Below are 13,016 nucleotides of genomic sequence, written 5' to 3' on the forward strand. Positions count from 1 at the left end.
TCCCGTGGGGATCGAACCGTCCTGAGCTCGTCGATATCTGGACACTAGGTTTGGCGTTCCCAGGTCGTCAACGTTTCGCTATCCGCGGCTATGAGAAAGCGGCGCGCCCGTGAAATGCGGAATCGTTATCCGGCGTTGTCTCGCCGGCGGGACGGGGCAGCCAGCCGAGTTCCTGAGCCCGCAACGCCAGCTGAAACCTGCTGGTCGCGCCCGCCGAGCGCATCAGCCCGTTCACCTCGCGTCTGACCGTCCGCTCCGCGACCCCCAGCCGGGCCGCGATGCCGCCATCGGTCAGTCCCTCGGCCAGGAGGCTCAGCACGGCGCCGCGCCGTTGCCCGGCCCCGGTCTCCTGGGGTGGTGGAACGTGCGCGGTGCCCCACAGATGGCCGAAGATGGCCAGCAGCGTGGAGAGGTGACCGGCCCGCGTCACCAGGGTCACGGGCGCCACCTCTCCCGGTGGGGGCCGCAGGCTCAGCAGCGCCACCCGCCGGTCGGCGATCACCGCCGACAGTGGGACCGAAGGCAGCGTCCTGGTCCGGGCGTGCCGGGGATCGAAGGAAGGGGCCGCGAGAGGTTCGCTCTCCTCGCCGCCCCCGGCGCGCACGACGGACACCGGGCAATTCCCCTCGACGAGCAGCTCTCCCACCCGGCCGGACAGGAAGCGCCCCAGCGGATCGTCGGAGAGCACCACCAGGACTTCCCGATACCGGCTCTCCGCCATCCGGGAAAACACTTCACGCAGTTCCTGTGGTGTGATTATCCGATCCTCGCTGCTGTTTGTATCGGCGTGGCGCATGAAAATATAATGTCATGGCTAAAGTCTCGGGACCGTCGTCGTTTCCGACTTATGGAAACGCCGGGGATGGCCGTTTTAGGACAGGCCGTTGCGCATTCCGGGGTTCCATAACTATGTTTCGTCAGCGGAACGGCCGGGATTAACGCCTTTATGGCGCTTTCGCTCGTCATCGTTTTTCGGTGCAGGTGTCACGGTGCAGACTCCGTGAAATCCGTGGAATGCGCGCGGTTCACCCTCCGAAGCCGGCGAGGGCGGCGGTGTGTCAGAGAGGAAGACCCGGCCGGCCCGGGGCCGCCACACGGCCGGTCTGACTTTCGAGCCCTCGAAGGAGGTGTCTTAATGGACCTGTCCAACATTCTTGAGCTGCAGGAGATCGACGTCGCACCCGAGTACGCCGATCTCCCCAGTAGCACCATCAGCAACAGCACCTGCTGATTCCTCCGTGTTCGCGGGGGGCGGTCTCGTGCCTCCCCCCGCGTTCGCGGTCACCGGCACACCCGGTGGACGCGGATCTCGCGGCCGGGCGCCGGGTGCCCTCCCCGAGGCGGGGCACCACACTCCGTGACGGGCCGCGCGACCGCCGATGAGACGGCAAAACGCGCCGCGATCCTTTCCGATTTTCTCTCGCCTTGTGCCTCGAGAAGGGGCCGTGTTCAATTGGGCCCCATGAGCGACATCATTCTGGCGTGCGAAGGACTGCGTAAACGTTATGGCCAGATGGTCGCGGTCGACGGAGTCGGTTTTTCCATTGCGGAGGGCGAGGTCTACGGCCTGCTCGGTCCGAATGGGGCGGGAAAGACGACGACGATTTCGATGATTGTCGGAGTTGTCGAGCGCGACGAGGGCACGGTTCTCGTCGACGGGCAGCCGCACGACGCGCGGAACACGAAGACGAAAGCGCTGATCGGTTACGTGCCCCAGGAGCTCGCGCTTTACCAGGATCTCACGGCACGTCAGAACCTCTGGTTCTTCGGGCAGCTGTACGGCCTGCGAGGACGCCAGGGCAGGAGCAAGGTGGGCGAGGTGCTTGAGACGATCGGGCTGGCCGACCGCGCCGACGAGGCGGTCTCCGCCTACTCGGGAGGCATGGCCCGCCGCCTCAACATCGGGATCGGGCTGCTGAACCGGCCACGCCTGCTGATCCTGGACGAGCCGACCGCCGGAGTCGACCCGCAGAGCCGCAACTCCATCCTGGAGAGCGTGCGGCGCCTGGCGGGGGAGGGGGTGGCCGTGCTCTACACCACCCACTACATGGAGGAGGCCGAGCGGCTCTGCGACCGGGTCGGCATCGTCGACGAGGGCCAGATGAAGGCCGAGGGCACCCGCCGCGAGCTGGTGGACATGGTGGGGGAGAACGACCAGGTGATCCTGCAGGTGGACGGCGACCTGGACCGGGTGAGGCGCGCGCTCGCCGAGCTGCCGCGGGTCCGCAAGGTGAGTGGCGAGGGCCCGCACATCGAACTGCTCGTCGAGGGGGCGAGGGCGATCCTGCCCCGGCTCTTCGAGGCCGTGGCCGGCCAGGACGCGGCGATCCGGTCCGCGGAGGTGCGCGAACCCAACCTGGAGGCGGTCTTCCTGCACCTCACCGGTAAGGCGCTTCGGGACTGAGTGGGACGGGGCCTACGGTGCGTGGAATGATCATCATCCTGCTGAAGGACCTGCGCCAGCGGGCGAAGGACAGCACCCTGATCGTTTTCGCGATCGTGCTGCCGCTGGGCATGGCGTTCATCCTCAACGCGGTCCTGGGCGGCACGGGCGGCGGCTTCACGGCCCGCTACGCGGTGGCCGACGCCGACCGCGCCGCCGGCGGCGGGTTCGTCCAGCAGGTCCTTGAGCCGATGCGCGACTCGGGCATCGTGACCCTGCGGCCGGTGGCGACGGCCGAGGAGGGACGGGCGCTGACGCAGCGCGGCGAGGTGGAGGCCACCTTCGTCATCCCCGCCGGCTTCTCCGCCGACGTGCGGGCGGGACGCGCCGCCACCCTGGAGATCATCGGAAGTGTCGCCGCGCCCGTCGCGGTCCAGGTCGCCCGCGAGGTCGGGCAGGCCTACGCGACCGGGCTGCGCTCGGTCCAGCTGGCCGTGGCCGTGGTCTCCCCCTCGGGGACGGCGCCGGACGCGGAGCGGGCCGCCCGGCTCGCGGAGCGGGCCGGCGCGCTCCCGGTGCCGGTGTCGGTGCGCGAGGACGCCTCCGCCGTACGGCGGCAGCTGGACGTCACCACCTACTACGCCGCCGGCATGGCGATGTTCTTCCTCTTCTTCGCCGTCGTCTTCAGCATCACCAGCGTCTTCGACGAGCGCAGGGCGGGGACGCTGACCAGGATGCTGGCCGCCCCGATCTCCCGGCCGGCGATCGTGCTGGGCAAGCTGCTCAGCGGCGTCCTGGTGGGCATCGTGAGCATGACGATCCTCGTCGTGGTCACCACCCTCGTCATCGGCGCCCGCTGGGGCGATCCGCTCGGCGTGGCCGCGCTGGTGATCTCCGGCGTGCTCGCCGCCACCGGACTGATGGCCGCGCTCGCCACGTTCGCCCGTACCGCCGAGCAGGCGTCGAACTGGCAGTCGGTGGTGGCGATGGTGCTGGGCATCCTCGGCGGGGTGTTCTTCCCCAGCGCGCAACTCGGCGGGCTCACCGCGCTCGGCTATCTCACGCCGCACAAGTGGTTCATGCAGGGGCTGGCCGACCTGGCCGGCGGAGGGTCGGTGCAGGCCGTGGCGGTCCCGGTCGCGGCACTGCTCGGCTTCGCCGTACTGGGCGGCGCCCTCGCCCTGTCCCGTGTCGGAAGGATGGTGCACGCGTGAAGGCCCTCGCCATAGGGATGGTCAACCTCCGCCGGGTCTTCAGCGACCGCACCAACATCTTCTTCGTGATCGTCGCGCCGTTCCTGATGGTCTTCGTGCTCGGGCAGATGTTCGGCGTCGACCAGCAGCTGAGGCTGGGCGTGGTGAGCGGTTCGGGACCGCTGACGCAGCAGCTGGTCGGGGCGCTGGGCTCCGGCGAGCGCGTCACGGTCGAAAGGATCGGGGACGAGTCCGCGCTGCGCACCGCGGTGGAGCGCGGCGAGCTGCGGGCCGGCGTGGTCGTCCCGGCCGACTACGACGCCCGGATCCGCGAGGGCGGCCAGGTCGAGGTGCGCTACCTGACCCGGCAGCAGGATCCGGGAGCGGCCGAGATCGGCACCTGGGTCCGCTCCGTCGTCCCCCAGCAGGCCGCCCTGCTGCGGGCCGCCCGCTTCGGGCAGCAGGAGGGGGCGGGAAGCTTCGACGAGAGCCTGAGCAGGGCGGGGCAGGCGAGCGTCGCCGAGGTCCAGGTGCGCGTCACCACCACGGGCCGGAGCCTGTTCCCCGAGGGGTTCAACCCCTTCGCCGCCTCGGCTCCGCCGCTGCTGCTGCTGTTCACCTTCCTCACCTCGCTGACCGCCGCGATCGGGCTCGTCGAGACCCGGCTGCTCGGAGTGGCGCGCCGGATGTACGCGACCCCGATCTCGGCCCGCGCCATCGTCGCCGGAGAGGCGCTCGGCCGGATGGTCATCGCGCTGACGCAGGCGCTGCTGATCATGCTCGGCTCCGCGCTGATCTTCGGGGTCGACTGGGGCGACCCGCTGGCGGCGGCGGCGCTCGTCGTCGTCTTCTCCCTGGTCGGGAGCGGGGCCGCCATGCTCCTGGGATCGGCGTTCAAGACGCCGGGAGCGGCGATCTCCGTCGCCATGATCCTCGGACTGGGGCTCGCCGCGCTCGGCGGCTCCATGCTGCCCCTGGAGTCGTTCGGCGGCGTGATGCAGGTCGTCGCCCACCTGACCCCGCACGCCTGGGCCTACGAGGCCTTCGCCGAGCTGGTCAGGAACGGCGGCACCATCGTCGACATCCTGCCCCAGTTCGGTGTCCTGAGCTGCTACGCGGCCGTCCTGTTCGCCCTCGGCGTCTGGCGCCTGCGCCGTGTCCTCACCCGGTAAAGCCGAGACCATTGGAGATGACATGCGTTTCCTGCCTGATCGGGAGAACATCACTGCCGCGGTCCTCGGCCTGGGATACGTCGGCTCGTGCGTCGCCGCCGTCCTGGCCGACCGCGGCGTGAACGTGATCGGGGTGGACACCGACCCCGTGCTCGTCGAGGAGCTCAACGCCGGGCACTGCCGGTTCAGCGAGACCGGGCTGCCCGAGCTCGTGGCCCGCCACGCGGGCACCGGCCGCCTGCGCGTCACCACGAGCTACGAGAGCGTCTCCGAGGCGGACGTCGTCATCGTCGCGGTCGGCACCCCCACCGGTGAGCGCGGGGTGATGAAGGAGAGCCAGCTGCGCGGCGCCTGCGAGGAACTGGGCCGGCACATCAGGCCGGGTCAGCTCCTGGTGTTCAAGAGCACCGTCCCGCCGGGGGTGACCCGCTCGCTCGCCCTGCCGCTGCTGGAGCGCGGTGGCCTGGTCTGCGGTGCGGACTTCGGCCTCGCCTTCTGCCCGGAGCGCCTCTCCGAGGGGACCGCGCTGCGCGAGCTGCTCAGCTTCCCCATCATCGTCGGCGGCTGGTGCGCCGACAGCACCCAGGCGGCGGTGGCGTTCTGGCGCCGGGCCGTCGGGGTGGAGGTGATCCCGGTGGCCTCCCTGGAGGCGGCCGAGATGGTCAAGCTCGCCGACAACTGGTGGATCGACCACAACATCGCCCTGGCCAACGAGCTCGCCCGGCTCTGCGCCGCGCTGGAGGTCGACGTCCTCGACATCATCTCCGCGGCGAACTCGATCCCCAAGGGCAACGGCAACGTCAACATCCTGCTGCCGAGCGTGGGAGTGGGCGGCTCCTGCCTGACCAAGGACCCCTGGATGGTCTGGCGAGCCGCCAGGCAGCGCGGCATCGACCTGCTGACCATCCCGGCCGCCCGCGAGGTCAACGACTCCATGCCGCACTACACCAGCGACCTCATCGTGCAGGAGCTGGCCAAGCTCGGCAGGTCGCCGGTGGGCGCGAAGGTGGCGGTCCTCGGGCTCGCCTTCAAGAACAACACCGGCGACCTGCGCGAGACACCGGTCAGACCGGTCGTCGAGGAACTACGCAAAGCGGGCGCGGAGGTGAGCCTGTACGACCCGCTGGTCGACGGCGACGAGGCGGAGAAGCTCTTCGGGCTGCCGAGGGCCTCCTCGCTGGAGGAGGCCGTGCGCGGAGCCGACTGCCTGGCGGTGCTCGCCTGGCACCGGGAGTTCGAGGACATCGACCTCGCCGCGCTCCGCGAGCGGGTCGCCCCCTCGTGCGCGGTGGTCGACGGCCGCGCCTACTATCCGCGCGAGACCATAGAGCTGCTGCGCGAGGCCGGGTTCGCCTACCGCGGGATCGGGAGGTAGGGGCCGTGGCGAACGTGGTGGTCACCGGCGGTCTCGGTTTCCTCGGCGGTCATCTCGCCGACGCGCTCTCCCGGCGCGGGGACGAGGTGACGGTCTTCGACGCGGTCTTCGACGGTGGGCCGCCCCCGCCCGGCCGCGACGGCGGCGCCCCCCGCCACGTCGGCGGCGACATCAGGGACGCGGAGGCGCTCGCGGGCGCGATCACCGGCGACGTGGACACCGTCTACCACCTCGCCGCCGTGGTCGGCGTCGACCGCTACATCGACCGGCCGCTCGACGTCATCGACATCAACCTGTCGGGGACGAAGAACGTCCTGGAACTCGCCCAGAAGGCCGGTGCCCGGGTCGTCCTGGCCAGCACCAGCGAGGTGTTCGGCAAGAACCCGGCCGTCCCGTGGGCCGAGGACGACGACCGCGTCCTCGGCAGCACCGCCACCGACAGGTGGAGTTACTCCTCGAGCAAGGCGCTGGCCGAGCACCTGACGTTCGCCTACATGCGCCAGCGCGGGCTCGACGCCACCATCGTGCGCTACTTCAACGTCTACGGGCCCGGCCAGCGGCCGGGCTTCGTGGTCAGCCGCAGCGTCCACCGCGCCCTGCGCGGCCTGCCGCCGATCCTGTACGACGGCGGCGGGCAGACGCGCTGCTTCACCTTCGTCGACGACGCGATCGAGGCCACGATCGAGGCGGGCACCGCCGCCGCGGCGCTGGGGGAGTGCTTCAACATCGGCAGTTCCGTCGAGACGACCATCCGCGCGGTGATCGAGCTCGTGGTCGAGCTGACGGGCGGGGACGAGGCGGTCCCCGTCGACCCGCGCGACGGCTTCGGCGACGCCTACCAGGACCTGTCGCGGCGCGTTCCCGACACCTCCAAGGCGCTCGCCGTGCTCGGGTGGCGCAGCACCACCACCCTGCGGGACGGCCTGGCCAGGACGATCGACTGGGCGCGGGCCAACCCCTGGTGGCTGGAGCAGCCCGACAGCGGTTCCAGCTGACCGGCGACCATGGCCGCGCCGGTCCGTGAGGGGCCGGCGCGGCCATGGTCGCGGTACGGCACAGGCTCCTTGGCGAGGATGCCGGTCTCGGACCGCCTGACGATCGGCCGCGACTTCATGGCGCAGGCTCATGGCGGGCCAGGGGAGTATCGCTCGCGCCGCGGGCTCGGAGCGCGACCGGTGCCGGGCGCCTCCGCTCAGAGGCAGGCCGCGCGGGTCGCGGCGACGACCGCGTCCACCGCCCGGTCGTCGAGGTGCGGGCCGATCGGCAGGCTCAGCACCTCGTCGGCGAGCCGCTCGGCCAGCGGCAGCGATCCGGGCGCGTACCCCTCGCGGGCGTAGGCGGGGGAGCGGTGCACCGCGATCGGGTAGTGCACGAGCGTGCCGATCCCGGCGGCGGCGAGCCGCTCCTGAAGCTCCCGCCGGCGGGCGGTGCGCACCACGAACAGGTGCCAGACCGGCTCGGCCCACGGGGCCGGCACGGGCAGCAGCAGGTCGCCCACGCCCTTGAGCTCGTCCAGGTAGCGCGCGGCCACGGCACGGCGGCGATCGTTCCACTCGTCCAGCGACGCCAGCTTGACCCGCAGCGTGGCGGCCTGCATCTCGTCCAGCCGGGAGTTGGCGGCCACGACCTCGTGCCGGTACTTCTCGCGGGCCCCGACGTTGCGCAGCAGCCGCACCCGCGCCGCCAGCTCCGCGTCCCCCGTCACGACGGCGCCGCCGTCGCCGAGGGCGCCGAGGTTCTTGCCGGGATAGAAGCTGAACGCGGCGGCGGAGCCCGACCCCACCCGGCGGCCGTGCTCGCGGGCGCCGTGGGCCTGTGCCGCGTCCTCCAGGACGCGCAGGCCGTGCCTGGCCGCGATCTTCTCGACGGCCCCCAGGTCGGCGGGGTGGCCGTACAGGTGCACCGGCATGATCACCTTGGTGCGGGGGGTGACCGCCTCCTCGATCCGCGCGGGGTCCAGGGTGCAGGTGCGCTCGTCCGGCTCCACCGGCACCGGTCGCGCGCCGACCCTGGAGATCGCCACCCAGCTCGCGATGAACGTGTGGGACGCGACGATCACCTCGTCGCCCCGGCCCACGCCCATCGCGCGCAGGGACAGCTCCAGCGCGTCGCAGCCGCTGCCCACCGCCACGCAGTGCGCGTTGCCACAGTAGGCCGCGAACTCCGCCTCGAACGCCTCCACCTCGGGACCCATGAGATACCAGCCCGAGCTCAGTACCCGCTGGAGCGCCGCGTCGAGGTCGTCCCGCAACTCCTCGTACGGGGCCCGCAGGTCGAGGAAGGGGACCTTCACGCCCCGCTCCGCGCGTCTCGCAGGAACTCGTCGTAGTCGCGGTAGTAGTCGCCCTCGTCGTAGGGCTCGGAGACCAGCCACAGACCGACCGTCCCCGGTGCGAAGTCGACCATGTCCCGCCAGACCATCGGGGTCATGTAGAGCCCCAGCCGGGGGTGGTCGAGCACGAACGTGCGCCGGTTGAAGCCGTCGTCCACCTTCACCTCGAAGCGGCCGTGCACGGCTATGATCAGCTGCCGCAGGCGGCGGTGGCCGTGCCCGCCGCGCCGGGTGCCCGGCGGCATGTCGAACATGTAGTAGGCCCGCTTGACGTCGAAGTCGATCTCCTTGCCGGACTCGACCACGCACAGGCTGCCCCGAGGGTCGACGATCTCCGGAAGCTCGACGAGGCGGCATGGCTCGACCCTGCCGACCGCGAGGTCCTCGCCGCCGTTCACCGAAGAACTCATCGAGCCTCCACCCTCCCTCGGACGAGGGGTCGTTCCGCCCCGTCCCGTCTCGCCAGCGGGACAAACGCTATTTTTCGAGAACCCGGCGGTCAAGTGATTCTCGGCGCCTTGGAAGCCCTCCGGAAGAACGAATGCAATGGACTAACGAGATTTATATAATTACTCTCCGGCGAAGGCCGTGCGATCCAAAGACCGGAGGGTCGGAATATGACCAGCCTCCCCCAGATATCACATTCTCTGCGCCGGGAGAATAACGAATTCAGAGCCCGCCTCACTAAATCGTCCATGGCCAGGGACAGCGCCGTCCTGCCGCTCGCCGAGTTCAGGGAGTGGTTCGCCGAACGCCACCGCACGGAGCGCGCCGAGGTCACCAGGATCCCCTTCGCCGACCTCGACGGCTGGAGCTTCACGCCGGGCAGCGGCAACCTGGTCCACCGCAGCGGACGGTTCTTCTCGGTGGAAGGGCTGCGGGTCAGCACCCGCTCGGACCCGGCGGAGGGCTGGTCGCAGCCGATCATCAACCAGTCCGAGATCGGCATCCTCGGCATCCTCGCCAAGGAGATCGACGGCGTCGTCCACTTCCTCATGCAGGCCAAGATGGAGCCGGGGAACGTCAACTCCGTGCAGCTGTCGCCCACGGTGCAGGCCACGCACAGCAACTACGTGGGCGTGCACCGCGGCGCGGGCGTGCCCTACCTGGAGTACTTCACCCGGCCCCGGCCCGGCAGCGTGCTCGTCGACGTGCTCCAGTCCGAGCACGGCTCCTGGTTCTGGTGCAAACGCAACCGCAACATGGTCGTCGAGGTGACCGAGGACATCGAGGTCCGCGACGGCTTTCGCTGGCTCACCATCGGCCAGCTGCAGGAACTGCTGCGTGTCGACAACCTCGTCAACATGGACTCCAGGACCGTGCTCGCGTGCGTTCCCTTCGACGGCGCGATCCTCGCCGACGGTGGCGGCAGCGGCGAGGACTGCGAGGATTTCGTAGGAGCGCTGCGCCGCTCGGTGGTGAGCGGCGGGGCCGCCCTGCACACCACCTCCAGCCTGCTGAGCTGGTTCACCGCGGCGAGAAGCAGCAAGCTCGTCGACCGCTGGTGCGTGAACCTGGAGCAGGTCACCCGCTGGAAGCGGTCCCGCGACGAGATCGCCCACGAGGAGGGAAAGTACTTCACGGTCGCCGCGGTCGCGGTGAGCGGGGCCGGCAGGGAGGTCGGCTCGTGGAGCCAGCCGCTGTTCGTGCCGGTGGGCCAGGGTGTGGTCGCCTTCGTCGTCAAGCGGATCCACGGCGTGCTGCACGTGCTGGTCCACGCCAGGATGGAGGGCGGCCTGCCGGACATGGTCGAGCTGGCCGCCACCCTGCAGTGCGCGCCCGAGAGCTACGAGGGGGTGCCCGCCGACCGGCGCCCGTACTTCATGGACTACGTGCTGAACGCCGACCGCTCCCGGATCCGCTTCGAGTCGCTGCTGTCGGAGGAGGGCGGGCGCTTCATGGGCGCGGTGATCAGATACCTGGTGATCGAGGCCGACGACGACTTCCCCGTCGAGGTGCCCGAGGACTACACCTGGGTCACCGTCGGCCAGCTGTCCGGGCTGCTGCGGCACAGCTACTACCTCAACGTCCAGGCCAGAACGCTCGTCGCCTGCCTGCAGGGACTCTGGGGAGGAGAGCGTTGACGACGACCTCACCCGTGCGCATGGGCGTGCTCTCCTGCGCGGACATCGCCTGGCGGCGCACGCTCCCGGCGATGGCGGAGGCCCCGGCCGTGCTGCCGGTCGCGGTCGCGAGCCGCGACGCGGCCAAGGCCGAGACCTTCGCCCGGCGCTTCGGCTGCGACGCGGTGACCGGGTACGGAAACCTCCTGGAGCGCCCCGACGTGGAGGCGGTCTACATCCCGCTGCCCACCGGGCTGCGCGCCGAGTGGGTCGACCGCGCGCTGCGGGCGGGCAAGCACGTGCTGGCCGAGAAACCGCTGGCCACCAGCCGTGCCGAGGCCGAGAGGCTGCTCACCCTCGCCGAGGAGCGCGACCTGCTCCTCGTGGAGAACCTCGTCTTCCCGCACCACTCCCAGCACGAGGAGGTGGGCCGGCTGCTCGACGACGGGACGATCGGGCGGCTGCGCTCCTTCACCGGCGACTTCGGCATCCCCCCGCGCGACCCCCGCGACTTCCGCTACCGGCCAGAACTCGGCGGCGGCGCCCTGTTCGAGGTCGGCGTCTACCCGATCCGCGCCGCGCGGCTCTTCCTCGGCGACGACCTCGAGGTCTGCGGCGCGTTCCTGCGCTACGACGCCGCCAGCGGGGTGGACGTCGAGGGAAGCGCGCTGCTGTGCTCGCCCGGGGGCGTCACCGCGCAGATCAGGTTCGGGTTCGAGCACTCCTACCGCAGCTCGTACGCGCTGTGGGGCTCGGAGGGGTCGATCCTGCTGGACCGCGCCTACACCCCTCCTGACTCGATGCGCCCCGTCGTGCGGATCGAGCGGCAGGACCTCGTGCAGGAGCGGACGCTCGCCGCCGACCGCCAGTTCGTCAACATCCTGGAGTCCTTCGCGCGATCCGTGCGGGAGGGCGACGGGCAGGCCGAGCACACGAAGCCGGCCCTCGCCCAGGCCGAGCTCGTCGACGCGATCCGCGAGCGGGCCCGGCGGATAACGATATGAACATGAAAAGCGAGGAAAGTGGCCGCCGGCCGCGTCCCCGTGCCCTGATAAAACGCTGCCGCGCCTCTTTGTTTCGCACGCTGGCGGCGGGCCGCGCTGCGATTTACAGCTGATTCACCCCGTGCCATCCAGAATCGAGGAGCAAAGTATGTCTGCCACGTCGCGGTGCCGTGTCTGCGCCGGATCCCTCGCTGAATTCTTCGACTTCGGGCGCCAGCCGCTCTCCGACGCGTTCGTCCGCCCAGGCGATTTCGCGGACGAATTCTTCGTGCGGCTCGCCGTCGGGATATGCGAGGCGTGCACGATGGTTCAGCTCATGGAGGAGATCCCCCGCGACCGCATGTTCCACGAGGACTACCCGTACGTGTCCTCGGGGTCGGCCGTCATGCGCGCGCACTTCGAGAAGCTGGCCAGGCGGCTGCTCGCCACCGAGCTGACCGGCGAGGACCCGTTCGTGGTCGAACTCGGCTGCAACGACGGGGTGATGCTGAAGGCGATCGCCGACGCCGGGGTGAGGCACCTCGGGGTGGAGCCGTCCGGAGGGGTGGCGGAGATGGCGCACGCCAAGGGCATCCGCGTCCGCAAGGACTTCTTCGAGGAGACGACGGCGAAGGACATCCTCGCCGTCGACGGCAGGGCGGACGTCATCTACGCCGCCAACACCCTGTGCCACATCCCCTACATCGAGTCGATCCTGCGCGGGGTGACCGCGCTGCTCGCCCCGACCGGCGTCTTCGTGTTCGAGGACCCCTACTTCTCCGAGATCGTCGAGCGCACGTCCTTCGACCAGATCTACGACGAGCACTTCTACTTCTTCACCGTCCGCGCGGTCCAGGCGATGGCCGCCCGCTTCGACCTGGAGCTCGTCGACGTCGAGAGGCTCCCGGTGCACGGCGGCGAGGTCCGCTACACGCTGGCCCACGCGGGCACCAGGACGCCGACGGCCGCGGTGGCCGAGCTGCTGGCGGACGAGAACAAGCGCAACCTCGCGGCCATGCCCACGCTGAAGGGCTTCGCGCGCAACGTCGAGCGGATCCGCGACGACCTCGTCGCCCTGCTGCGCGACCTGCGCGACGACGGCAAGCGGGTCGTGGGCTACGGGGCGACCGCCAAGAGCGCGACGGTGACCAACTACTGCGGCATCGGCCCGGAGCTGGTCCCGTTCGTCTGCGACACCACCGTCGCCAAGCAGGGCAGACTCACCCCCGGATCGCACATCCCGGTCCGCGAGCCCTCGGCGTTCGCCGAGCCGTACCCCGACTACGCGCTGCTGTTCGCCTGGAACCACGCCGAGGAGATCATGGCCAAGGAGCGCGCCTTCCGTGAGGCGGGCGGCAGGTGGATCCTGTACGTGCCCGAGGTCCACGTCGTCTGATCGCCCGCGCCCGGCCTCAGCCCGCCGTGTCGCGGTGGTGGGCGGTGAGTCTTTCCAGTTCGGGGACGAGTTGGTTGGGGCCGGGGGTGGTGAGGGTTTCCTGGCGGAGTCGTTGGGCG

At 70.4% G+C, this 13,016-nt stretch carries 12 protein-coding genes; 9 read left to right on the forward strand and 3 right to left on the reverse strand.

All coding sequences use genetic code 11. The features are described from left to right. Nucleotides 1–88 precede the first annotated feature (88 nt). Nucleotides 89–721, reverse strand: coding sequence for a LuxR C-terminal-related transcriptional regulator (locus tag ACFY3V_RS26390; protein ID WP_362906820.1), 633 nt, complete (start codon nucleotides 719–721; stop codon nucleotides 89–91). Between the two features lie 414 nt (nucleotides 722–1,135). Here ACFY3V_RS26390 and ACFY3V_RS26395 point away from each other — a divergent pair, with 414 nt between their 5' ends. The 6 genes from ACFY3V_RS26395 (at nucleotide 1,136) to ACFY3V_RS26420 (ending at nucleotide 7,118) form a co-directional block, all read left to right on the forward strand. Beyond that, nucleotides 1,136–1,231 carry a class III lanthipeptide gene (locus ACFY3V_RS26395; protein ID WP_350946092.1) on the forward strand — a complete coding sequence of 32 codons (96 nt, stop codon included), beginning with the start codon at nucleotides 1,136–1,138 and terminating at the stop codon, nucleotides 1,229–1,231. Nucleotides 1,232–1,513: 282 nt separating this feature from the next. Further along, complete coding sequence (locus ACFY3V_RS26400) at nucleotides 1,514–2,404, forward strand: ABC transporter ATP-binding protein (RefSeq protein WP_389777146.1); 891 nt, start codon at nucleotides 1,514–1,516, stop codon at nucleotides 2,402–2,404. Between the two features lie 26 nt (nucleotides 2,405–2,430). After that, nucleotides 2,431–3,597: an ABC transporter permease gene (locus tag ACFY3V_RS26405; protein WP_362906816.1), complete on the forward strand. Its 1,167-nt coding sequence runs from the start codon at nucleotides 2,431–2,433 to the stop codon at nucleotides 3,595–3,597. Then, a complete protein-coding gene (locus ACFY3V_RS26410) occupies nucleotides 3,594–4,748 on the forward strand; it encodes an ABC transporter permease (protein WP_362906814.1) in 1,155 nt (384 codons plus the stop codon). Before ACFY3V_RS26405 ends, ACFY3V_RS26410 begins: the two co-directional genes overlap by 4 nt. 22 nt (nucleotides 4,749–4,770) lie before the next feature. Then, nucleotides 4,771–6,123: a nucleotide sugar dehydrogenase gene (locus ACFY3V_RS26415; RefSeq protein WP_362906812.1), complete on the forward strand. Its 1,353-nt coding sequence runs from the start codon at nucleotides 4,771–4,773 to the stop codon at nucleotides 6,121–6,123. 5 nt (nucleotides 6,124–6,128) lie between these two features. Then, nucleotides 6,129–7,118, forward strand: a complete 990-nt coding sequence (locus ACFY3V_RS26420) for an NAD-dependent epimerase/dehydratase family protein (RefSeq protein WP_389777121.1) — start codon at nucleotides 6,129–6,131, stop codon at nucleotides 7,116–7,118. A gap of 197 nt (nucleotides 7,119–7,315) precedes the next feature. Here ACFY3V_RS26420 and ACFY3V_RS26425 read toward each other — a convergent pair whose 3' ends face one another. Both ACFY3V_RS26425 and ACFY3V_RS26430 read right to left on the reverse strand, forming a co-directional pair. Further along, complete coding sequence (locus ACFY3V_RS26425) at nucleotides 7,316–8,416, reverse strand: DegT/DnrJ/EryC1/StrS family aminotransferase (RefSeq protein ID WP_362906808.1); 1,101 nt, start codon at nucleotides 8,414–8,416, stop codon at nucleotides 7,316–7,318. Further along, the gene (locus ACFY3V_RS26430; RefSeq protein ID WP_350946099.1) at nucleotides 8,413–8,865 is read right to left on the reverse strand and encodes an FdtA/QdtA family cupin domain-containing protein; all 453 of its coding nucleotides are present in this window, start codon (nucleotides 8,863–8,865) and stop codon (nucleotides 8,413–8,415) included. The genes ACFY3V_RS26425 and ACFY3V_RS26430 overlap by 4 nt, the downstream gene beginning before the upstream one ends. Before the next feature lie 285 nt (nucleotides 8,866–9,150). Between ACFY3V_RS26430 and ACFY3V_RS26435 the strand changes: the two genes are divergently transcribed. The 3 genes from ACFY3V_RS26435 to ACFY3V_RS26445 all read left to right on the forward strand — a co-directional run bounded on the left by ACFY3V_RS26435 (nucleotide 9,151) and on the right by ACFY3V_RS26445 (nucleotide 12,897). Then, nucleotides 9,151–10,539: an NDP-hexose 2,3-dehydratase family protein gene (locus tag ACFY3V_RS26435; protein ID WP_362906806.1), complete on the forward strand. Its 1,389-nt coding sequence runs from the start codon at nucleotides 9,151–9,153 to the stop codon at nucleotides 10,537–10,539. Continuing rightward, nucleotides 10,536–11,522 carry a Gfo/Idh/MocA family oxidoreductase gene (locus tag ACFY3V_RS26440; RefSeq protein WP_362906804.1) on the forward strand — a complete coding sequence of 329 codons (987 nt, stop codon included), beginning with the start codon at nucleotides 10,536–10,538 and terminating at the stop codon, nucleotides 11,520–11,522. The genes ACFY3V_RS26435 and ACFY3V_RS26440 overlap by 4 nt, the downstream gene beginning before the upstream one ends. A 148-nt stretch (nucleotides 11,523–11,670) precedes the next feature. Beyond that, on the forward strand, nucleotides 11,671–12,897 hold the full coding sequence (locus tag ACFY3V_RS26445) for a class I SAM-dependent methyltransferase (protein WP_350946102.1): 1,227 nt from the start codon (nucleotides 11,671–11,673) through the stop codon (nucleotides 12,895–12,897). Nucleotides 12,898–13,016 lie beyond the last annotated feature (119 nt).

The organism is Streptosporangium sp. NPDC000095, from assembly GCF_042899335.1.
Taxonomy (GTDB): domain Bacteria; phylum Actinomycetota; class Actinomycetes; order Streptosporangiales; family Streptosporangiaceae; genus Streptosporangium.